The following is a 22,806-nucleotide window of genomic DNA, read 5'->3' on the forward strand; positions in this document are numbered from 1 at the left end:
TCAGATATAACCTCCGCCCGGTAACTGACAGCGGGTTTTCAACTGCCTTGCCATACCGTCAATCATCAGCACCAGCCCCACCAACATCACCCCGGGAAACAGCACGCCCCACCAGAAGTCACCGGCCAGATAAGGCATGGCCTCTGCCATCATCGTTCCGATATCCGGCTGTTCCGGTGACAGGCCAAACCCCAGAAAGGTCATGGCAGAGGCGTGAACAATGGCATGGGGAACGATCAGTACCATACCCACCAGAAACTGGGGAACCAGGTGGGGGAAAACATGGTGCCGGCTGATCCACCAGCGACTTCGCCCCATTTTTCTGGATAAATGAATCCAGTCCGCCGTCCGCAGCTGCATCATTTCCGAGCGGAGAAGTCGAAAAAGCCGAGGCCAGTGGGTGAGCGCTACCGCCAGAATAACGCCCTGATGGCCGCCGCCAAACGTCAGTGAAATCATGATCAACAACAGCAGGTGAGGCACTGACACCACCGCGTTCACTAGAGCACTGGCCAATTCATCCACCACCTGGCTGAACTGACAGGACAGCGCCAGTAGCAAAGCCAGTGAGCTGCCCAACACGGCGGAAAGAAACCCCAGCTGAAGGCTGCTGCCAACCCCATACAGGGATCGGCTGAACAGGTCCCGGCCCAGCCAGTCCGTCCCAAACCAGTGCTGACTGGAAGGCGGCTGGAATCTGGCCAGCAGATCCAGCCCTCCTACAGGTTTGACAACCATTCCCATGACCACAAATAACAGACACAAGGCAACCACCCATAGAGTAGGCACCCCGGAAAAATCCCATGCCACCTGCTTTTTCTCACTGCTCTCACTGAAGGCGGCCATTTTAAACTCTGTCCACCCGTTGCAGGAAAGCGTTAATCTCCATACACATATAAACCCATAGCTAAAGAAAGAGCACGAACGCTGTTGCGCTTCGCTGCGCTCAGCGGCAACCTACGGCATTCCAGAACGTCACTTCAAGTAGGTTGCTGCTGAACAACGTAAAACCCAACGTGAAGCGCAACAAAAGGCACTAACCCCCACCCAATAACCTGGAATCAAGAACCCTGTTAAGTACATCAGCCATGCCATTCCCCAAACAAACGACGATAGACGTTGACAGAACAATGGCCATCAACAAGGGAATATCGGAATACAATCCAGCCTGAACCGTTGCCTGCCCCAATCCTGGCCAGGCAAATACCTGCTCAATCAGCACAGCTCCTCCCAGCAGCTCTCCCAGGGCAGCCAGTTGAAACGTCAGAACAGGAATGGCGGCATGGGGCATCCCATGATAGAAGGCAATATCCCAGCACCCTGCTCCCTGGGCCCTGGCATACTGAACAGTTCTGGACAGCATAAGTGATACCACTTTTTCACGGGCATGGAGTATAACGGCAGGCAGAGCCGTCAACGTCAGGGCCGCCACCGGCAAAACCCGATACTTCAAAGCGGTAAGGTTATCCACCGTATATTCCAGTGAGCCGGGAGGTGCCACGCCTCCGGCAGGAAAAAACGACCACCTCAGGGCAAAACAGAGCAGCAGTAACATAGCAACCCAGTAACCGGGCATCGCCGCATGAAACCAGCTTAAAAAACGGATCACCCGGTCCGTCATCCTCCCATGACGCACCCCGGCAGCCACGCCCAGAGCCAACCCCAGCACCGTAGATAAGCACCAGGCGGAAGCGATAAGGGGGAGGGACAGCCTGACCCTTTCAACCACGACTTCAATGACGGGGGAGTTAAACGTCAGAGACCAGCCCCACTTTCCCCGGATAAAACCCGACAACCAGTTAAAAAACCGCAGGTAAAGTGGCTGGTCAAGTTGCCACTGCTGCATAATCAGCAGCTTCTGCTCTTCAGAGACCAGCGTTTTGCCATAACCAAGATAGGCATTGACGGGATCAACCGGGGACAGTGCCAGCAGGCCGAAGCTGATCAACGACACTATCAATAGTGTTACCAGCATCGTTATCAGCAGCCTGATGAAAACGCGATTCATGAATCGCCCTGACAATGGTACCGCCACTCCAGAATATTGGCCGTCAGTGGCCAACCATGTTCATGGGGCTCAATGGGACTCTGGCCAAGATCAAGGCAGGGATTCACACGATACACATGGTCCAGTTTCACCAGCCAGGCCCAGGCAGCATCCCCCTTGAACCCCGGCCCACCATGGCCGTCGTACTGAGCTTTCTGGAACAATGACCAGGCATCGCTTTCTGACCGGGAAGCAATGGCCTTATCCAACCACTGGTCCACCTCCGGGTTCTGATACCAGGCCGCATTATAAAACCCCTTACCGGCATTGCGGCTGTGATACTGCAAATAGAGCTCCATGGGATCATGGCTGCCCCAGCCAAACAGAACCGGCTGGGTCAACATGATCTGTTCAATCCGGTCCCAGCCCGCTGATTTGACCTCTACTTTCATGCCCAGAGGCCGAACGCTATCGGCCACCGCCAGGGCCAGCCCCTGACGAACCGCATCGCCACTGGCATACCAGAGCTCAAATCGGGCAGGCACTCCATCCTTGATTCTGATCTTCTGTTTTTTGTCGTATACCCAACCCGCCTGATCCAACAGCTCTGCAGCCTTAACCGGTTGATTATCCTGAAAGCGGCTGGCTTTCTGGCCCCAGGGCAGGCCATCGGCCAGCCCCCAGGCAGGGTGTCCATAATTGTTCAGAAGCCCGGAAGCCAACAGCTCACGATTGATCACCAGATTGACCGCCTTTCGAATCGCCGGGTCACTGGTCACGGCATTGCCTGCACGTCGATTGTCTTTTGTGATGAATGGAGGGTGGACAGGAAAACTGATACCACGGACATCGACACTGTCGACCACCCGCTCCTCCAGACGGCCAAAAGGGAGTCCCGTCTGGGAAAGCGGCACCGCCACTGCATCGATACCGCCAGCCCGCGCCCTCATTACCAGACTTTCCTGGGGGCCAAACAGAAAGGTAATGCGTTCAAACTCGCTCTGGGGCCCGTAATAATAAGGGTTTGGTTCGACAATCAGCTGCCTCCCACGCTGCCACTCGACCAGCCTGAAAGGTCCAGACCCCACTGGATGCGCCGCATACTGCTCACTGTAAAGGTGCTCCGGAACGATCGCCGCAGTGGCCAGCCGACCCCAGAACAGGCTTGAAGGCTGCTTCAGGGCAAACTCCACCTGGTCTTTACCGATCGCAGACACCGAGGACAGCATGGTCAGGTCATTTCTGCCACCATGGGCCATCATTGTCTGGAAGGTGAACACCACATCCCGGCTGGTAAGGGGCTCACCGTCAGAAAAGCGGACACCTTTTCTCAGGGTGGCACGCCATAACAGTCCATCGTCTGATACAGTGATTTTTTCCGCCAGATCGGGCTGAAGACTCAGCTGGCTATCGCGTTTGAGCAGGGTGCTCTGGAACAGGGGGGCACCATACATTCCCCAGCCGTTCACCGGGTCAAACCCCTGGTCAGGTTCTCCCCCAAGGGCCAGCACCAACGGCCTGGCCATCACCTGGCCGGACAGCATCATGCAAAAGACAATCAACAGATATCGGTAGTTAAACAGCCTCATTATCAAACGGATTCCCTGACCCTGTGTGCCCGGTAATGACAGATGTGAGTCCTCCCCCATTGGCAGTTCAAAAAGGGAGAACGGTTTCTGTCGTCCAGGCAAATCCAGGCAAAATAGAAGAAGAGGAACGGATTTTTCAGGAGAGCTGAGGGAAGATCAATCCTGATTGTCCCTAATATTGATCTCTGTATTTCTTGATGCAGAACAAACCACCACAGGGCTGCTCTCTGGCAGTATATATGTCTTCAAGATCCCTCCGTTTCAGGATGTACCCGTGGCCAATATCAAAGATGTCGCCAGGCTGGCAGGAGTCTCCATTTCCACGGTGTCCCGTGTCGTCAACCACAGTGCCACAGTGGCCGATGACAAGCAGGAAGCCGTCCTCCATGCCATGAAGGAACTGAACTACCAGCCGAACTCCTTCGCCAAGGCGCTGGTTTCGCGCAAGTCGGACACCATCGGCATAGTGGTGGAAAATTTCAGTTCCCCGGCCAATGGCTTGTTGCTGCAAGGCATTGAAACCGTTGCCCACCAGGCGGGCAAACAGATGATTGTCGCCGCTGGCCATGGTGACCCTGAGCGGGAACGGGAAGCCATTCAATCCCTGATCAACCGGCGGTGCGACGCACTGGTGATTCACTCCACAGCACTGACCGACTTTCAGTTGATGGAGTTGCTTAAAGAACATTCTGCGACCACCCTGATTGACCGGACCATTCCCGATATTCCAGAGCAGTGTGTCTCCCTGGACCACCGGGCTCTGGCCAGAGAAGCGGTCAGCTGCCTGCTGGACCACGGTCACCAGACCATTGCCCTGCTGACCTCAAGCCAGGTCTCCTCAAGGAAAGGCTCCAGGGACCAGGGCTACCTTGACGCCCTGGCGGCAAGGGGCATTATTCCGGAACAGACAATCCACAGCGCCAGCACACCCGATATCAGTGGTGGCTACCATGGGACCCTGGAGCTGCTCTCCCGGCCCATTCAGTTTTCAGCCATTTTCGTTGAAAGCAGTGAAATGGCGGTAGGCTGTCTGAAAGCGCTGAGGGAAAAGCGGGTCAAAATCCCCAGTGATCTCTCCATCATCAGCATTGATGATGACGGTACCTGCCCGCTTCTATGCCCTGAACTGGCCCATGTGGTCTACCCTGTTGAAGCCATTGCCCGGCATGCTGCCCTGCTGGCACTAAGCCTGGGTGACGACGATATTGAAAAGCCAGCCCCTTTTCTTCATCAACCGGAGGCAACAGGGGGGTTGTCAATAGCAACGATTCCAGGCCCGAGAAGCACAGGAAATTGACCTGAATCAAACATTCTTCCACGCCCGTCTCTTATTCTCTTAGAGGAATAAACCATAAAAAAACAAAGGAAAGGGATATGTATCTGGATACAGTTGTGATTGCTGGCGTCCTGGTTGTACTGGCCACCCTGGTCGTTATCGGGGGAGTGGCTGGATTTATTATCAGGGATGCCCGCAAAAAGCCCTGATTCTGTTGGGAGGCTATTCATTGGACCTGCATTGTTCAATTGGCTGTTTGTATTAGAATGCAGGCTCATGCACCAGACAGGGTCTCCCATGAGCAAAGCGATTCCCACCAACCTGATCACCGGTTTTCTGGGGACAGGGAAAACCACCGCTATCCTGCATATGCTGGCCAACAAACCCGAGCAGGAAACCTGGGCCGTCCTGGTCAATGAGTTCGGAGAAGTAGGCATTGATGGAGCCCTTCTGGAAGGGGCTGCCGGGAACGGAGTGGTTGTCCGGGAAGTGCCCGGAGGCTGTATGTGCTGTGTGGCCGGGCTGCCCATGCAGATTGGCCTGAACATGCTGATTGCCAGAAGCCAGCCGGACCGCTTATTAATCGAACCCACCGGGCTTGGCCATCCACAGGAAATCATCAACACCCTGACCGGTGAGTATTACTCAGAAGTTCTCGACCTCAAGGCCAGCATCTGTCTGGTCGACCCCAGGCATCTCAGCGATGCGCGCTACCTGGAGAATGATAATTTCAGGGATCAGGTGAACCTGTCAGACGTTCTGGTGGCCAATAAAACCGACCTCTGTTCTGCTGAAGACAAAGCCCAATTTGAACAGTTCTGTCAAAACCTGCCGGACAGGAAAGCTCTGACCGGCTGGGTCCGTCAGGGCCAACTGAAACAGCACTGGCTGGAGCTGCCCCGTACTGAACGATCTGCCGCAAACCCCCATGCCCATTCTCTGCAAAAGAGTCCACACAAAACTCACCACCAGAAGCAACCAGGCATCATGGACCTGGAGTTAAGTGAAGGGGAAACCAGTCTGCGCAAAGAAAACACAGGCCAGGGGCATTTCAGTTGTGGCTGGCTGTTCAGTGAAAACCTTTTGTTTTCCTTTGACCAGCTGTTTTCCCTGATTCATTCAATGGAGGTTCTGCGCCTTAAAGCCGTGATGAAAACGGACCAGGGGGCAAGGGGCTTTAATATGCAGGATGGCGTGGTCAGCATCCTGGAAATGGATGACTGCCCGGACAGCCGACTGGAAGTGATTCATTCAGCGCCTCTGGATTGGGACACCTTTGAAGGCCAGCTGAGGCAAGCTTTGATTGCCACCCCTGATCAAGCGTAAAGCCCTCTCATAACAACCGGGCAGTCACTGTATCAAGGACAGACTGCATCTCTGCCCAGTTTTTCCAGACATCAGGAAACCGTTGTTTTTCACCGGCGAAGTCACCATACAGTTGATCAAGTATCCCCTGCCAGGACTGCAGGTAAGCCCGGCCGTTTTCCTCAATGTTCATACCCCGTGTATGCCGCCTCGACCAGAAGGAAACGCCGTACAGGTTCAACAGCATGGACTCCAGAAGCCCACCCCGGTGAGTCAGTGGACAATGGGCGGTTAAAGGATCTGTCGTAGAAAAATAAACCAGAAACGGTCTGACGGGAGCCATCACCGAAACAAGCGCCCTCTGCTCATCAAGCAGTTGCTGCAACGAAGCATCATGGAAAAAAAAAGGCATAAGGCAGTTCTGCCAGAAAGTGCCCGAAAAAATCATTATCTGTTCCGGAGATGCCACCAACCGGTCAGTCAGCTCAAGCCACTGGCTTGCGGTATACAGGGTTTTGTCATGACGCTGCTTGAGAAATTCTCGGGTTCGGGAATCACAGTCTCCGGATAAATACTGCCTTTGCTCCAGGGGCCCTTTTCGCATCATCTGGATGGACCAGGTGTCTATGGGACACTCATTTTCATACTCATCAAACAGAGAAACCTGCCTGCCCTCTGACTGGAGTCTTTCACACAGCAGCCTGGCAAAGGTTGATTTGCCCGTGCCGTGATTGCCTTCCACCAGAATCAGCTGATAACCCTGTTCTGACGGCCCTTCGGTATGATCAGAAAGTGCCATTGGTATGAAACACATGCCGTGAAGGCAGCATGCTCTTTTCAATAATTTCCGGTGTCACAAAAATCATCAGATCCGCCTTGGTGCTATTACCCGAGTACTTCCCCCCCAGCGCGGTCCCAATCACTTCGTTCTGGGCCAGGCCAGGTAAACCAGCGGTTTTACCCACATGCCGGAGAAAAGACAGTCCACCCAGCATGGCCGTTTCACCATCCTGAATGACCATGGTTGAATTCAACCGGCGTGTCCCCAGCTGAGGGGCAGACGAGCCATTATTGCTCTCCACGGTTTTGGTCATATGGCTGGCTTCCACCTGGATGTTCAGCTGAATGCGGCCATCGTTCTTCATCTGGGCATCAACAACCAGTTTCACTCCGGTATCAATGTAGGACACTCTCTCTGACACAAATCCCGTACTATTGGCAGTACTGGTAATTACAGGGATACGATCCCCCACGTTAATTTCAGCATGACCACCATCCTCTATACGAAGAATGGGTTTCTCAATCAGGTCAACCTCATAGTTCTCCTGCTTGGCAGAAACAGACAACAGCGGATCGGTGCTGACCGCTCTCAAGGTATCAAGAAAGGATTCTGTCCGTAACTGAGTAAGACTGGCGGCATTCAGTCCGCTTTGAGTGTTCCGGGTGAAGTTGGAAAATTCAATATTGATGAAGTCTGGAATTTTAGCCCCCAACTCAGTGACCAGGCTGTGTTGAATCTCAACAATCTCCATGGACAGCTTAATCTGGGTTTTCGGGGAGTCCATGATACTGACGGTGGAAAGTACCCGCAGAATTTCGCCCAGGGACCCCTTAATCCAGACCGTGTTGTTCTTGTTGTCCAGATTATTGATGTTGTTGCCAAAGCCCATGGCCCTCAGGCTGGTAACAATAGAATCCACCGGCTGGTAACTGGATCGAAAACTTAATATTTTTTTCCTTAGGCCCGCCAGGTCAATGGGAATCTCTTCCCCCCTGAAGGCATAAACCCGGTTCTGAAAAAAGACAAAGTTCACCTTTTCCTTCTTTGCCACTTTCGCCAGGGCATCCAGAGGAGTCTCCATCCCCTCAAGGTCTCGGATGATGCCGTTGGACCGGGTCACACTATCAGCAGAAGGGTGAAAGACAATATGCACGCCGGAATCAACAACAGACTCAACCAGGCTGTAAACCGGAATCCGGCTGATTGAACCCGGCTCAATGCCTGCAATCGTCTCTGACTTTAACTTCTGGTACAGCTGATAGCTTTTCTGGGTGGTGCTGGCGGAAAAGTCCAGCATCCCCCGGTTTCCGGAACCGCTGATTCTCGGGTTAAACACTGAAATGGAATTCTGAAAGGAAGAACGGTTGATCACCATACCACTGTGGCTATACGGGGAAAGGCTTGAAGCAATGCTCTGGACCGGGTCTTTTTTATTGGTAATCACCCTCAGAGTGGTTTTTACCCGGCTGTCATCGGGATTGATCGACAGTGCCTCCGTACAAAGGTTGATGGCCAGATCAATTTTATTATTATCAATGGCCTCATCAATCAATTTTTTCAGGGAGATCATTGAAGCACTTTTCCAGTATTGAAGATCAATAAAACTATCAAAATCCCTGGAAGCCTCTGCTTTTTTCTTTTTTTCCTCAACAATGCTCTTGAAATGACCAACGGTTCCGCTTCTGGTCTTTTCAATGGCCTCCATCAGGCTGAAATCCCGGCTCTCCCATTTTTTCTGGGGAGTCGAAGAGCATCCAGCCATCAGCACCACCAGAAAAACAAGCCTGATAACTTGGTTTTTCATTTGAATGTTCATAATGATCCACTCAGTTTATTTTGGTTTCCTTTCCGGAGCCTTATTTTTATGATTCTAAAAACAGGGCATCGTTGTTTTTATTGAATAACTTCCCAGGCAGAGCCCTCAATCACCGATCCCGGTTCTTCATTCAAGGTCCAGAACTTTCGCCGATAGACTTTCCCTTTATGAAAAACTGTCGTCCAGTTATCTGCATCGGAATAGGTGTAATAAGGACTCCAGGGACATAAAGCGTCCTCCGCAAGCAACAACACCCACCCCTGATTAAGACCAGGTTCCTCTCCCGGATTGATTGACCAGCGGCTCTGAAACGTCAGGGTATAGTTTGAGCCATCCAGCAAGTGAGTATGCTTGACCTTGTCATTGAGCACATAATTGCTTTGTGGCTGCCAGAAAGAGAGCCCACCTTCAACCGGGCTATAACAGTTAACGGAAGCACTGCCGGAGGATACACCGCCACTGCTGCCAGAGTCGGAGTCGCCATTTCCTGATGCGACAACCATCTCCCATTTAGCAGACTCACCCGGCAAGTCCCCCCGGGTCCACCCGGTATTCTGGTATATGTTACCCAGGTACGACACCTTCACACCTGCCACCGGGTATGTGTGATTACGAATCCAGGGGTAAATGGTACCGTCATGATCCGAGAGGCTCCAGGAGTCACTCTGCCCGGGCTCTTCATTCCGGTTTTCCCGAACACTTTTATAGTAGCGCTGGTCATGGCGAACCCGTTGATCGATGGTATATTGCTTATCTGAGTTCCAGTCTGCAATGGCGTCAGAAGCGCCTGTCAATGTCCATACAGGAGCGACCCCAGGTTCATCCCCCCGGGTCCAGGATGAATTGACATAGATATTCTCCTTGTGAATTACCCGGTTTCCCGGCACTGGATAGACATGATTCTGCTTCCAATAGTACTGTTTGCCTTCTTCAAAAACGATCACCCAGACATCTGTGCGGCCTGGCACCTGGTTCTGGTTATGCCAGCGACTCCGATAAAGAATGTCTCCATATCGGACCAGGTCACCCGTCCCATAACTCTTGCTGCCATCCCATGGGGTCGCTCCCGCATAATCAGCACTTTCCACCTTATTCCATACCGCCGCTTTCCCTGGCTCATCATTTAATGTCCAGTTGGTGTTTTCATAAAAGTAGCCACTGTGCAACACCTTGAGCCCAGGCACCGGATAGATATGGTCTCTCTGCCATTGATGGTGAATTCCGGGTTCATTGAATATCATCCAGACATCTGTCTTTCCAGGAATCATGGAGCTGTTTGACCACCTGGCCTGGTAAAGCGCCTCCTTGTAGCGGGTTAATTCACCAGCGAGATAAAACACTTTTGCATCCCACTCATCCGCTGCAGAGCGACTTTCCACACCCTCGACTTCTGTCTCCTGGGAGCTTGTATCTGGAATCAAGGGAGAACCCGTATCAATGAGAGCAGGCGACTCCAGCCTGATATCTGGCAGGTCCGGACTCCCGATTTCCTCAGTCACAACCTGCGAGTCTGAAAATACGTCTTCCGAAGGAGGTACAATAACGGCCGGGGGAACCGGAGCACCTGTTTCAATGGCCGTTTCATCTTCAGGGATCTGGTTTTTTCCATTAATTACCGATACTGGCTTCCAGTAATCAGGGTACTGGGCAGGATTCTTGTTTTTGGAAGGCTTGATGGCACGATACTTTATCAGGCTGTCATCGCTGTTATGGGAGACAAGGGAGCCGGCCCGGTAATAGTAGTGGCTTTTCCACAGAGTCACTGCATGAACATCAGGAATCTGGACAAGACAGATAAGGAAAAAACCCACCCACCATGACAAACCGGCTTTATTCATTTTACTGTCGTTCCCATACCGGATTAACTCCAGGTTCATCCCCAGGGTTGGCATACCACTTGTTTTTGTATCGGACTCCCCGGTGAATCACTATGGCGCCTTTCCGGTCGTATGCTTTTCCTGGGGACCAGTTTTGAGGCCCTGAAGATAAGCCACCCTCTTCTACCTCTTCCCAGGTCAAAGAGGTTCCAGGCTCATCCCCCGGGTTCGCATACCATTGATTCCGATATTTGATGCCATTGTGTATGACAACTGTATCGTTCTTATTGTAAGTCTTTGTCGGCGACCAAACCGCTGGCGGACCATTGCCGCTTTCAGGCTCCAGTCCCTCCCAGACAGGGGCACTGCCCGGCTCCTCACCCTGGGTCCACCATTTATTCCTGTACTGTTTTCCCTGGTAGGTAACCACTTCTCCCGGTGTACTGTATATCTTCCCCCGTGACCATACTGAGCCACTGCCCTGGCTGGCACTGTCTTCAGGAACGGAGGGAGCTGCAGGAGAAAGGTCATCCTGAGGCACCGGTTCAGAGGGTGGCAGAACCTCCTGAGGAGGTATTACCTCTTCAGGCTGACCAGTACCTGCACCTGCCGCACGATCATCCTCGGGAAGGCTACCGTCAACATTCCACCCGGCTGAAACCAACTGGCCACTCATGTCCTGCCACTGGGCATTTTCCCACGCAGCCCCCTGACCCGGACATTTGGTGATCCAGCCACTGGCTTTATAGATAGTGCCATTGTCAACGAACAGCATCCCCGGCTTGATGGTTCCACTGAAACCACGACACTCAGGGGCATAAACCATTCTGGGGCTACGGGGTGTTAACTTTGTATCGGAGTGCCCATAGGCACGGTGAGCCGCTTCAAGCAAAACCCCGTTGTCATCATCCACCGTCCAGGAAAAAACCCCTTTCATTTTTTTCGACCTAGCGTAATTCACAAGAGACTCAACCCCTTTGGGAGGGGTATAACTGATCACCTGTTGACGCGACTGGTTCCAGAGCAGCGCTCCTGCATATTCGGGGAAATAAACCACCTGCCAGCCATTGATACCGACCCCCTCTTTACCAATAAAGTTTTTATACAAATCAAAATAGGAATAGGAACCGGGCTCTACTGAGCCTCCCTCCCCTGCACCGCTGGAATTGGCTCCCAGCAGGGAATAAGGGTCATAAGCAGAAACATCACCGTGTGAACGGCCGTAAAACGCCAGCCCGAGACTGATCTTGCTGAAGTCGCTGACCTGGTGCTCTCTTTCAAGCAAGCCCACAATCTCTTTAATCGTCAAAGTCCTGTTATCACCAGAACTCCGGCCCAGAGCTGAATTAAACCCCACATAATTATCCCAGGCACCATGGAAGTCGTAGGTCATCAAGCCAAGACGATCCAGGTGCGGCAACATCTGGGCAATCACCGCACCACTGGCCTTGAAATTTTCCAGTTTGCTGGGACCAACACCAATGGCAGCGCTTAACTCATAGTTTTTGTTATTGGCACTTCCCAGTGTATTCAGCGCAGCCCGAAGTTCTTTCAGGAGGGTAATGTACGCTTTACCGTCGGTCATCGGATTTCCCACACCGGAGTCGGCACCTTCACCACCAGGAAACTCCCAGTCAAGATCGACACCATCCACAAAAAACATGACCGGTTCAGAAAGCCAGTTAATAATGGAATCAATAAACACTTTCCGCCCCTGGGCACTGTTAGCCATGGCATAAAATGGACGACTGTAACTCCAGCCTCCAAGGCTCCATATGACTTTCAGTTTGGGGTTTCTGTTTTTCCACTCAATCATGCCACTGAGCTGCCCTGAGTACTCTCCTTCCGGTGCAGTCATCTTTTTGTCGAAATAAGCCCAGTTGTCATCAATAAAAGAGACTTCGCCATTTTTCAGGCTTTTGATCCGATTCAAATAGTAGCTGCCATTTTCAGAACCACTTAACAGACTCTGGCAGGAGGTCCTGAGTCCACCGCCATTGTTATAGGCGGTCGGATTATCACCACAGATCCCCCCAAACCCCACATACACGTGAGTCAACCTTTCTACGGGCACCTGATGAGGCCCGTAGTCGCGACCACTGTGGACACCCCATGACGCGTAGTAGGAGCCTATTTCACGCCCCTCAGGTATCTCTTTATGGGCGTCCTTATAATAGGTTTCACGCACCTTATTACTGGGGTTGCCATCAGCCACAGGCGTGGTATCAGGTCGGACCAGCTGGCTGCCATCAAGCACCGGTGGCGCACCAAGAGGCGCACTGTAAACAACGGATCCCATTAAACTTGCAGTGAAAAATAAAAAAACGCTGTACTTCCTGTACATTGCTTACACTCCATGTATTCGTTAATCCATCAGGCATTCTGAAAATTGAAATTATTATTTACTGTAGACTTCGCAACTCATCACGTCTAAACCGGCTATTAAATCAACACCTCATTTAATCACCCTAATTAAAAAACCAATAAAACCCACCTTTCAAAATTCAACTAAACTCCTTGAATTAAATACTTCCTTCATAACTGCTTTATTAATAATCATTACTACCACCTCTGAACATCCGAAAACCACAATCCAATAAAAGGGTAGATTTGGCTATTTCAGACTGGTAAATTAAATTCATCCGGGACCCTGTTCCCCGCTGTATCAGGAGGCCTCTTTCAGCCAGGCAAGCACCTTCAGATGCGGCTGATCAAGCCTTATTTCCTCTAACAAAGGATATTGCTGACAATGGACAATAATGACTGGCTATCCAGATGGGAAAACAATGACATAGGCTTTCACCTGGAACAGCCTCACCCCATGCTGCTCAGGCATTGGCCCTCCACAGGCGCTTCTGCCTCAGAGGTAGTGTTTGTTCCCCTGTGTGGAAAAAGCCACGACCTGCGCTGGCTACAGCAGCAGGGACACTTTGTGGTCGGCTCTGAACTCAGTGAAAAGGCCGTCCGTGCCTTTTTCAATGAGCATAAGCTGAAAGCCAGTGCCCAGCCTGCCGGTGAACATGCTTACTGGTCCACTAGAAATGACCTGGCTCTGATTCAGGGGGATTATTTTCAACTGGAGCCGGGCAGCATCCCGGCAAAGTATGTTTATGATCGGGCAGCCCTTGTTGCCCTCCCGGAATCATTACAGTCACACTATGTCCAGCACCTGTTGAAAGTCTCACCTGACATTGAGCAGATTCTACTGATGACGGTTGAGTATGATGAAAGCATTACCCCTCCACCTCCCTACAGTATTTCACCGGAGCGAGTAGAGTCCCTTTATGGCAACGATTTTGCCATCGACCTTCTGGAAACCAGGGACACCAAACCCTCTCCGAAAAAACAGGCGCAGGGGCTGGAGGTTATTACCGAACACATCTTTAAACTGGATCGTCGCTAGAAAACGTCAACTGCCCGACATACTCGGGCAGTTACAGTGTAACTGTTCACCATTGACATAATGCGCCCCACCTCCTGATAGATAATTTTTCCATAACAAAAAATATTTTTTAGTCTACCCTTTATCTTCAGGCAATGACGCCACACCAACAACGCGATGAGTGACCATAGGAGGTTTGTATGAAGCCGTTCCCTGCAAGCCATAACACTCCATTCAGTATTTTGCTGACTTGCCTTTTTCTGATTTTACATCCTAATGCTAAAGGCAATGATGATGAAACCATAAACAACTTGGCCGACCATATTTTACATAACTATCAAGTTAAACTAACCACCGGCTTGCTTAACAAAAAGCCTTTTTTTATTGCTTTAGAAGGCTCGGCATCCACTGGAAAATCCACATTATCAAAGAAATTACAAAACAAGCTACATGAAAGATCAGTGTCTCTAAACATGAGTGTCAGTATACAGGTTTTTGAACAGGATCTTTTCTTGAAATCAAGAGAGGAACGAAGAAAAGAATTCACACAAAAATGTGGCGAATTAGGTATATCTGGAAATTGTTCAGGAGATGAATATCGATGGCCAGAAATGAAAGTTTGTATTTCCGACATTTGCCGAAGGAAACTTCATTTTGCTGCAGGGTATAGCCGAGACGACGGAAACATTCATCCTCGAACATTGATAGATCATACTGAAGCCAATATTTTAATTTTTGAAGGCACTCACAGCCTCGGAAATGAGTTAGTTTCGTATATGGACTACGGCATCTATTTACATGCCTCTCCAGATCTGATTCGTTATTTCAGGGCACTAAGAAGCTATGGCAAACGAAGCCTTGAAGAAGTCCAAGCAATCGCTCGAGTTGCCGAAAAACAAACATTTACATCAATCGCTCCCAACCAACATAGGGCTAATGTCGTTCTCCAATGGAGAGTAGATGATGGTATTCCAACCATTGAACAATACTATGAAACCCAGAAAACGTTGAAAACAGATCCCAGACTTGAAGTCATACAAGCAAACCAGCGGGTAAAGCCCAGACTGACTGAACAGCAGAAGAATATCCTCTCCCGTTTGCAAAGCAGCCAGCTTCTGGCCCAAGACGCTGCAATTGATCTTGAGCATCTGGTCTTTGCAGCTATGCCTCAATTATGGGAAGGCTTGCTCGAAGGCTTGTCGGCTACGAATTACCGACTTCATACACCCGCTGGAGATGGCAACTGCCTTTTTACCTCAATGTCACAGGTTCATCCTGTTTTCAGAAATATCACCAGAAACAAAGCCATCAAATGGCTTGAACACCTAAAGGACAAATTAAAAGGCACGCATTTACCTCCTGTTCTCAGAACCCTTTTAAATCAGTTTCATTTAAACAATGCTGATGATATCGATACTGCAATTAATGCTGAGATTTATCTTTTAACCTCAGGCGGATGGGGAGGGATGGAAACCCTACAAATGTTATGGGCCTATCAAATGTCTGAACTGGAATCTCACGCTGATCCTCTTTATATTATTCACCCGCTTACAGACAGCAATCAGATTCTGGCACTGAATATTAATGGGGAAATAACTGACCAGGACTACATACCTGACAACTCTTCTGTTATGGTTTATAACGGTACTAATCACTGGATGTGGTTGGCCGCGAACTCAGTTTCTGTAGCTGAGCATACCAATAATAAAACATTACCCGCCCCTCCTTCACTTCGTCACCCTATTAAATTACAACTGATTGAACTGAAAATCAGATTAAAATACACTCAAATATATTAGCCCTCGCTATTGTCATCCGGTGACATTACATAAACCTATAGAACTATCCGGAAGCGCCCCAGTTGTATCTCTGACAGACAGGCCTGCCTTGGCCTACAGCTTTTCGTTCAACCTGCAGACTGACTCTCAAGAAGATACCATTCCCAACGCCAGCCTGATATGATCAGCTGGCTGTTTTTGCCTAATAGAAGATAACTGACCATAGCCTGACAACTGTTTCTCATACCACAGCCGTATTTATCCGGTCAGCATCAGATCAAACAGGCAGAAGTGTTCTGAAGCAGGGATGCCACCCAGCCCTCTTTGTATAACCTACATTACCGCCAGTGATTGCCAAAATGATGCGAAGACTGATTTCTGCCACCCTGAAAGCCCTTGGGCTTTATGCATTGATCGGTTTTGCCCTGGTTCCCCCTGTTATCCATGCAGGGCTGACCTTGCTGTCTGACAGATCCCTGACCAGGGAAGTCAAGATTGGAGCGGTTCACTTCAATCCTTTTACCCTTAAACTCTCATTGACGGCCTTGGATGTGGAGGGCCTGTTAAAGCTACCGTCCGCTTCCATCAAGTTATCATGGAAAGGCCTGGTCAGAGGGCTTGCCTCAATAACGGATACTCCCTCTCTGACCCTGGATAGCCTCCAGTTGGAAACACCAGAGATCAATATCGGCCTGAATAAAGAAGGCGCTTTTAATTTTGCATCATTACCCGTCAAGGCCGATACGCCAGAGGCCTCACCAGAATCGGATGACAAAGCGTTTCCAGTCCAAATCTCAATCAACCGTCTGGCAGTCATCGATGGAAAGCTTTCGTTTATAGACGAACATGTCGCTGCATCCTCTGGCAGCCCTGTTTCTTTGAACCTGGATCAGATAAACATCTCATCCCGGGGTCTGGGCTGGCCTGTAGCAGACAGTTCCATGACAGTGGCAACCCAGGTAAACAGGGAAGGCTCAGTCAAGGCCCACCTTCAGCTGAAGCTTCCTGAAAACAGAGTTATGACGTCCATTCAGCTTGAAAAGCTGGACTTGACTGACTTTCAACCATACCTATCCACGACCACGTATGCAGCCCTTCAGCAGGGGGTGCTAAACTCTGACACCAAGCTGGAATGGCATCCTCTAACCGGCCTCAAAGCAAACGGCAATATCACCTTGGACAAGGTTGCACTGAAAGACAGCCGTAACCACAGCCCAATTGCCAGCTGGCAACAATTACAACTGGCCGGTTTCAGCTTTCAACAGAGAGACCAACAGATGGACAACCAGGTAACCGTTGAAAAGCTGGTGCTGGCAGCTCCTGAAGTCACTGTTGCCATTGACGAACATATGCAGATAAACCTGGCCGGCCTGTTAAAGCCATCCATTGAACAGGAAGCTCTGCCATCAACCGACTCCCCCTCTACCCATCTGGCCATCAGGCAGCTGATCGTCGAAAACGGTGTTATGGATTTTTCTGACCAGTCTTTCCAGCCCGGCTTCGCCACGCCAGTGATCAACCTGAATGGTAAAGTGACCGGATTGGACACTTCGGGCAGTGTTCCTGCAATAATCACCCTGAATGGCATGGTTGACCGCTATGCTCCCGTCACCATACAAGGTCAATTCAACCCATCGACTCCTCTCAAAGACACCCGGCTGTCCATGTCTTTTGCGAATGTTGAGCTGACGACACTGACTCCCTACTCAGGGCGCTTTGCCGGTTATACCATTCAAAAAGGAAGGCTCCATCTCTCCCTGGACTACAAAGTCAAGAACAACCAGCTGTCCGCCAGTAATCAAATGTTACTGGATAAATTGATACTGGGCACACCGGTGGACAGCGATGAGGCTGTGGATCTGCCCATCCGGCTCGCCCTGGCACTATTGAAAGACAGAGATGGCCGCATTGATATCTCCCTGCCCGTCTCCGGTGATCTGGAGAACCCTGAGTTTGAACTGGGGCCGGTAATACGAACCGCCCTGTTCAACCTGATCACCAATATCGTTGCCGCACCTTTTGATCTTCTCGCCTCCATCGTAGGGGGCGATGCCGAAGAAATGCAGTTTTTGCATTTTCAACCAGGGGCTTACCGGGTTTCTGATGGCCAGATCGCTTCACTGGACCAACTGGCACAGGCCCTTCGTGAGCGCCCCGAACTTTCCCTGGAAATACTGGGAGCGACTACCAGGGATTCCGACTGGCCCAGCGTTGCCAGACAGCTTCTAAACCAGCACCTCCTGGAGCTATGGCCTACCTACCTCCAGCAACAGGGTAAACCGGTACCGGAAACATTATTTCTGCCCACCATGACGGATCAAACCCGACTGGATCTGTTGAAACAGATCGCCTCAAGCCAGAACCTTAAAGCAACAGCAACCCAACCAGCTCCCCTGGAACAGGAATTGCTCCAGCAGTGGCCCTATAACCCTGAGGCCATGAGACAACTGGCTATCAGACGTGCTAAAGAGATTCGTGGCTATCTGATTGATGAAGGGGGACTGCAACCAGAGCGTATTTACCTGCTGGGAACACGGGATAAGTCTGAAACTTACGAGCAAGCAGTTACCGAGTTGAAACTTAATGCTGGATAGTCCCGAAAAAACAATGAAAACTGAAGAGTGACAATGCTGTATCTTCAGGTGAGAACAAGCTCTAATTTGGCAACAATTACTCACTTCATTCAACTGAGAGACTACTGTCACCTGCATACTGGGACAGTGACAGAAAAATCGGCTTTATATTGATTGTAGAAAAAACCAGCCCTGATTGACGGACCAGCCAGCTCATCAACGTCTTCGTTCTTTAGAAATGTACAAACGACGTTTATTTCAGTCATAGAGTCCCTGCCAACATCTCCCCTCCTATCGGCAGATTGTTCTTTAAAGGGACACTTCAAGGAACTTGTATACACTCCCCACCGACCAGCCTTATGGCCCACATTGGGCATAGCCTTGTCTAAGTCAGAAACTCCAGTCCAGTCATCATAAAAAAACAGGTTATGATGGGCGTAACTAAAAAGAGTATGATCATCACGAATAAACAACAGCTGATATACAGAGGAATATTCATCACTCCATACGATAGAACTGAATTCTGGAGCTATTTTTGTTAAAGGTCCTGGCCTATATCGCAAAGTCATCAAATCACCATAAAAATGCCCATTCAATAATGCAACATCAACCCTATATGAAACAAAATGATCGACGTTATCATACCTGCTTCTTTGAAATACTTTTAAAACAGCTATAGGTTCATGGAAGTTACCTAAGCAATGGTTTCCCTTGCACTCTTCAGTTATCATTCGAAAGTATGAACGACAAAGATCAATATGATATTCATTGATAGATTGAACGCACGATGCTTCATCTTTATGGGGAAAGTTGTAAAATGAAAGTTCATAAGAAAAGAGTACGGTCGAAAAGATCGCAATAAAAGCATAAGCAAGAAAAAAACCAGTCCTGAGAGCTTTTTTATTCCGTCGTGATAACAAGCTGGTTATCAACACCCTATATCTCCAGTATCATCAATGCAGCTCTTATACATTCTTGTATAAGAGCCAGGCTCATTGAGCAGGTGAATCCTACCCCCCACAACACTTCTTAAACTTCTGCCCACTACCACAGGGACAGGGGTCATTCCGACCCACCTTCTGTACCGTTACCGGATCTGGCTTGCTCAGAGCCTGCTGCCAGATCCCTTGAATATCATGGCACATCACCGCCATTTCCCGGGCCACGGCGGGCATAGCCAGCAGCATTTTATTCACATCCGGGCCATCTTTCTTTTTTGCCTTTTCCAGCAGGCTTTCCGCTTTACTCCAGACATTCAGTAACACCATGCAGCTGGACCAGGCATCTTCCATGGGTTTGACTTTGGGGTGCTTAAGCACTTCTGTCCAAACATCCATCAACAGCTGGCTCCCCTGACCATAGCCTGTTGACCACTCCTGCAACCTGGAAAACTCAGCGGAATAGATGTCCTCTGCACGACACTCTTCCGGCAATACTTCCTGGCCACTGCTAATGGTAGTGCGAACCTTTTCCAACAAGTTAAACAGAATATGCCGGATATCCTTGCCCTGCTGCTCTGACTCAAACTCAGGATCCTTTGTCCCAAGCGCCAGAGCTAACCAGCGATCCGGAGGAACAGCCACTGGAGCGTTGGCAACCGCAAACATCAGCCCTTTGATGGCTGAAACACTCATCCCACTGTTATGAACGGATGCCAGGCAGGCAGACAACTTTTTTTCCTGCAGCTCATCAAACTCACTATTCATCAGTGATGTTTTATCGTCATTCAGACTCAACTCAATCTCCACATCATCCAACTCGCTCAGTATAGAGCAACCAGTCACCTTGAAAGGTCACCTCCGGAGGGGCCTATACAACAGATTTACAATAAGAGCCTGTCCCTCCGGCCACAAATGGGGGCAGATCATCTCATCATCATCAGGGTGCATCAATGGCTATGTCAAAGCATCCAGCAACGGTTAACACGACTACAAGCTCTGAGTGCTGCCAGCCATCAGAAGGAACCTCTGTCACCGGAAGCCCCGGAGCAGATCAAACAACAAACAGAAACAGTGTTCACTTCGGAATTTACTTATGCATCAAAATCAAAAAAAAAGCCTCTTCAAAAGCCCCCATAAAATGGACACCTGCACGACAGTAAATCCTGACTTACTTTACACATCAGGTGTCAACTGGTTTTTTTCGCAGGAATTTACGCTTTGTCAATATTGAAGAAAAAGCCACTTTGAGGGATGATACGGCAGTCCTCTAACACTACATGTAGTGCTCACCAAAAACCCTAACCACAACTTGTGCGATTACTTGCTCCAGAGCAAATATCCACCCGGAGATAAAACCCATGACTGAGATCATCAAACGCGATGGATCCCGCCAGCCTTTTGATGCGCCCCGCATTGCAAAAGCCGTTGCCAGCGCACTGAATGATGCTCAGATCAAAGACAACGACTTTGCGGAATATGTGGCCAAAAAAGTCGCCAGCTCAGTTGCCGGCCAGGCTCTGGTGGATATCTATGATATCCAGGATCAGGTTGAGCACCTGATGATGAGCAGCGAATACCACGATGCTGCCAGGAAATACATTGAATATCGCCAGACCCGTGACATCGAACGGGAGTCACGGAACTCCCTCAGTCGCGACATCCTGAGCATTATCAACCAGGACAATGAAGAGCTGCTCAACGAAAACGCCAACAAAGACAGCAAAATCATCCCGACCCAGCGGGACCTTCTGGCAGGAGTGGTGGCCAAACATTACGCCAAGCAGCACATTCTTCCCAAGCACATCACCGCAGCCCATGAACGGGGGGAGATACATTACCACGACCTGGACTACGCGCCCTTTTTCCCCATGTTCAACTGCATGCTGATTGATATTGAGGGCATGATGACCAAAGGGTTCCGCATGGGCAATGCAGAAATTGAAACCCCGAAATCCATCACGACCGCAGCAGCCATCACGGCCCAGATCATTGCCCAGGTATCCAGTCATATATACGGCGGTACCAGTATTAATGAAATCGATCGCATCCACGCCCCGTATGTTCGAAAGACCTTTGAAAAACACCTGAAGCAAGGCATGCAATGGATTGGCGACGAAGCCAAAGCCCGTGATTACGCCATGGAGATGACAGAAAAAGACTGCTACGACGCCTACCAGGCGCTGGAGTACGAAGTCAACACCCTGCACACAGCCAATGGCCAGACACCTTTTGTCACTTTTGGTTTTGGCCTGGGAGCCAGCTGGGAAGAACGCCTGGTTCAGAAATCCATTCTGAAAAACCGTATTCGTGGCCTCGGGCGCAATAATAAAACACCGGTCTTCCCGAAACTGGTCTTTGCCATCCGCAAGGGGGTCAACTTCTCACCAGAAGACCCAAACTACGACATTAAACAACTGGCTCTGGAGTGCGCCAGCAAGCGGATGTATCCGGACATTCTTAACTACGACAAACTGGTGGAAGTCACCGGTAGTTTCAAAACCCCCATGGGCTGCCGCTCATTCCTGGGCGTTTATGAAGAAGACGGTAAATTGGTTCACGATGGCCGGAATAACCTCGGAGTTGTTTCCCTTAACCTGCCCCGGATCGCCATTGAAAGTAAAGGCTCTGAAGCAGACTTTTACCGGATTCTGGATCAGCGTCTAAAACTGGCCAGGGAAGCTCTGATGACCCGAATCCAGCGTCTGGACAAAGTCCGTGCCAAGGTGGCCCCCATCCTCTATGTTGAAGGTGCCTGTGGCGTCCGGCTCAATCCCGATGACAAAATCAGCGATATTTTCAAAAATGGCCGGGCCTCTATCTCTCTGGGTTATATCGGCATCCATGAAACCATCAATGCATTGTATGGCGGAAAAGAGGGTGCCGGTGATATTTACGACAGTGATGAGCTCCGCCAGAAAGGGGTTGCCATTGTTGAATATCTGCGCGGAGCGGTAGAGCAGTGGAAACAGGAAACCGGATACGGATTCAGCCTCTACTCCACACCCAGCGAAAGCCTGTGTGACCGGTTCTGCCGCCTGGACAAAAAGAAATTTGGCGTTATTGAGGGTGTCACAGAGAAAGGCTATTACACTAACTCATTCCATTTGGATGTAGAGAAGAAAGTCACCCCTTACGACAAAGTGGACTTTGAACAGCCCTACCCCAAACAGGCCACCGGAGGTTTCATCTGTTACGGGGAATACCCGAACATGATCAACAACCTCAAAGCCCTGGAAAATGCCTGGGATTATACTTACGACAAGGTTCCTTATTACGGAACCAATACCCCGATTGACACCTGTTATAGCTGTGGCTATGAAGGGGAATTCAATGCCACCAGTCGCGGCTTCGAGTGTCCTCAATGCAAAAACCGGGACTCCAGTAAAATGTCAGTGACTCGCCGGGTCTGTGGTTATCTCGGGCAACCTAACAGTCGCCCCTTTATCAAAGGTAAACAGGAAGAAGTAGTCCGTCGTGTGAAGCACCTGTAACCATTTCAGCGGCCAGACGCAGGGCATCTTCAGAAGGAGACTGCTCTGTGTTTATTGTTCACCTGATCAT

At 50.2% G+C, this 22,806-nt stretch carries 16 protein-coding genes; 7 read left to right on the forward strand and 9 right to left on the reverse strand.

The genetic code is table 11. The features are described 5' to 3' along the window. The 3 genes from ACNRUY_RS07760 to ACNRUY_RS07770 all read right to left on the reverse strand — a co-directional run bounded on the left by ACNRUY_RS07760 (window position 1) and on the right by ACNRUY_RS07770 (window position 3,576). Entirely contained in the window at window positions 1–846 is an 846-nt protein-coding gene (locus ACNRUY_RS07760) for an ABC transporter permease (RefSeq protein WP_488111080.1), read from the reverse strand. Window positions 847–1,036: 190 nt separating this feature from the next. After that, window positions 1,037–2,008, reverse strand: a complete 972-nt coding sequence (locus ACNRUY_RS07765; protein ID WP_488111081.1) for an ABC transporter permease — start codon at window positions 2,006–2,008, stop codon at window positions 1,037–1,039. Next, on the reverse strand, window positions 2,005–3,576 hold the full coding sequence (locus ACNRUY_RS07770) for an ABC transporter substrate-binding protein (RefSeq protein ID WP_488111082.1): 1,572 nt from the start codon (window positions 3,574–3,576) through the stop codon (window positions 2,005–2,007). Before ACNRUY_RS07770 ends, ACNRUY_RS07765 begins: the two co-directional genes overlap by 4 nt. 274 nt (window positions 3,577–3,850) lie before the next feature. Here ACNRUY_RS07770 and ACNRUY_RS07775 point away from each other — a divergent pair, with 274 nt between their 5' ends. The 3 genes from ACNRUY_RS07775 to ACNRUY_RS07785 all read left to right on the forward strand — a co-directional run bounded on the left by ACNRUY_RS07775 (window position 3,851) and on the right by ACNRUY_RS07785 (window position 6,178). Then, window positions 3,851–4,873: a LacI family DNA-binding transcriptional regulator gene (locus ACNRUY_RS07775; protein WP_488111083.1), complete on the forward strand. Its 1,023-nt coding sequence runs from the start codon at window positions 3,851–3,853 to the stop codon at window positions 4,871–4,873. A 77-nt stretch (window positions 4,874–4,950) separates the two neighbouring features. Then, window positions 4,951–5,061, forward strand: coding sequence for a cytochrome c oxidase subunit CcoM (gene ccoM, locus ACNRUY_RS07780; protein ID WP_488111084.1), 111 nt, complete (start codon window positions 4,951–4,953; stop codon window positions 5,059–5,061). Between the two features lie 88 nt (window positions 5,062–5,149). Beyond that, entirely contained in the window at window positions 5,150–6,178 is a 1,029-nt protein-coding gene (locus ACNRUY_RS07785) for a CobW family GTP-binding protein (RefSeq protein WP_488111085.1), read from the forward strand. 7 nt (window positions 6,179–6,185) lie between these two features. Here ACNRUY_RS07785 and ACNRUY_RS07790 read toward each other — a convergent pair whose 3' ends face one another. The 4 genes from ACNRUY_RS07790 to ACNRUY_RS07805 form a co-directional block, all read right to left on the reverse strand. Further along, window positions 6,186–6,956 (reverse strand): P-loop NTPase family protein, encoded by a 771-nt coding sequence (locus ACNRUY_RS07790; RefSeq protein WP_488111086.1) that lies wholly within the window; start codon window positions 6,954–6,956, stop codon window positions 6,186–6,188. Further along, window positions 6,943–8,742 (reverse strand): type II secretion system protein GspD, encoded by a 1,800-nt coding sequence (locus ACNRUY_RS07795; protein WP_488111087.1) that lies wholly within the window; start codon window positions 8,740–8,742, stop codon window positions 6,943–6,945. Before ACNRUY_RS07795 ends, ACNRUY_RS07790 begins: the two co-directional genes overlap by 14 nt. An 89-nt stretch (window positions 8,743–8,831) precedes the next feature. Then, complete coding sequence (locus ACNRUY_RS07800) at window positions 8,832–10,646, reverse strand: hypothetical protein (protein ID WP_488111125.1); 1,815 nt, start codon at window positions 10,644–10,646, stop codon at window positions 8,832–8,834. After that, entirely contained in the window at window positions 10,594–12,870 is a 2,277-nt protein-coding gene (locus ACNRUY_RS07805) for a glycosyl hydrolase family 18 protein (RefSeq protein ID WP_488111088.1), read from the reverse strand. The genes ACNRUY_RS07800 and ACNRUY_RS07805 overlap by 53 nt, the downstream gene beginning before the upstream one ends. 450 nt (window positions 12,871–13,320) lie before the next feature. Here ACNRUY_RS07805 and ACNRUY_RS07810 point away from each other — a divergent pair, with 450 nt between their 5' ends. The 3 genes from ACNRUY_RS07810 (at window position 13,321) to ACNRUY_RS07820 (ending at window position 18,325) form a co-directional block, all read left to right on the forward strand. Continuing rightward, on the forward strand, window positions 13,321–13,974 hold the full coding sequence (locus tag ACNRUY_RS07810) for a thiopurine S-methyltransferase (protein ID WP_488111089.1): 654 nt from the start codon (window positions 13,321–13,323) through the stop codon (window positions 13,972–13,974). Between the two features lie 179 nt (window positions 13,975–14,153). Further along, the gene (locus ACNRUY_RS07815; protein WP_488111090.1) at window positions 14,154–15,752 is read left to right on the forward strand and encodes a hypothetical protein; all 1,599 of its coding nucleotides are present in this window, start codon (window positions 14,154–14,156) and stop codon (window positions 15,750–15,752) included. 338 nt (window positions 15,753–16,090) lie between these two features. Then, window positions 16,091–18,325, forward strand: coding sequence for a DUF748 domain-containing protein (locus ACNRUY_RS07820; RefSeq protein WP_488111091.1), 2,235 nt, complete (start codon window positions 16,091–16,093; stop codon window positions 18,323–18,325). Between the two features lie 107 nt (window positions 18,326–18,432). On the opposite strand, the gene ACNRUY_RS07825 is transcribed toward ACNRUY_RS07820, so the two are convergent. Beyond that, window positions 18,433–19,239, reverse strand: coding sequence for a hypothetical protein (locus ACNRUY_RS07825; RefSeq protein ID WP_488111092.1), 807 nt, complete (start codon window positions 19,237–19,239; stop codon window positions 18,433–18,435). A gap of 75 nt (window positions 19,240–19,314) precedes the next feature. Beyond that, window positions 19,315–20,088: a UPF0149 family protein gene (locus ACNRUY_RS07830; protein WP_488111093.1), complete on the reverse strand. Its 774-nt coding sequence runs from the start codon at window positions 20,086–20,088 to the stop codon at window positions 19,315–19,317. Window positions 20,089–20,603: 515 nt separating this feature from the next. On the opposite strand from ACNRUY_RS07830, the gene nrdD reads away from it, so the two are divergent. Continuing rightward, complete coding sequence (gene nrdD, locus ACNRUY_RS07835) at window positions 20,604–22,736, forward strand: anaerobic ribonucleoside-triphosphate reductase (protein ID WP_488111094.1); 2,133 nt, start codon at window positions 20,604–20,606, stop codon at window positions 22,734–22,736. Window positions 22,737–22,806: the final 70 nt, after the last annotated feature.

Source organism: Endozoicomonas sp. Z74 (assembly GCF_057680865.1).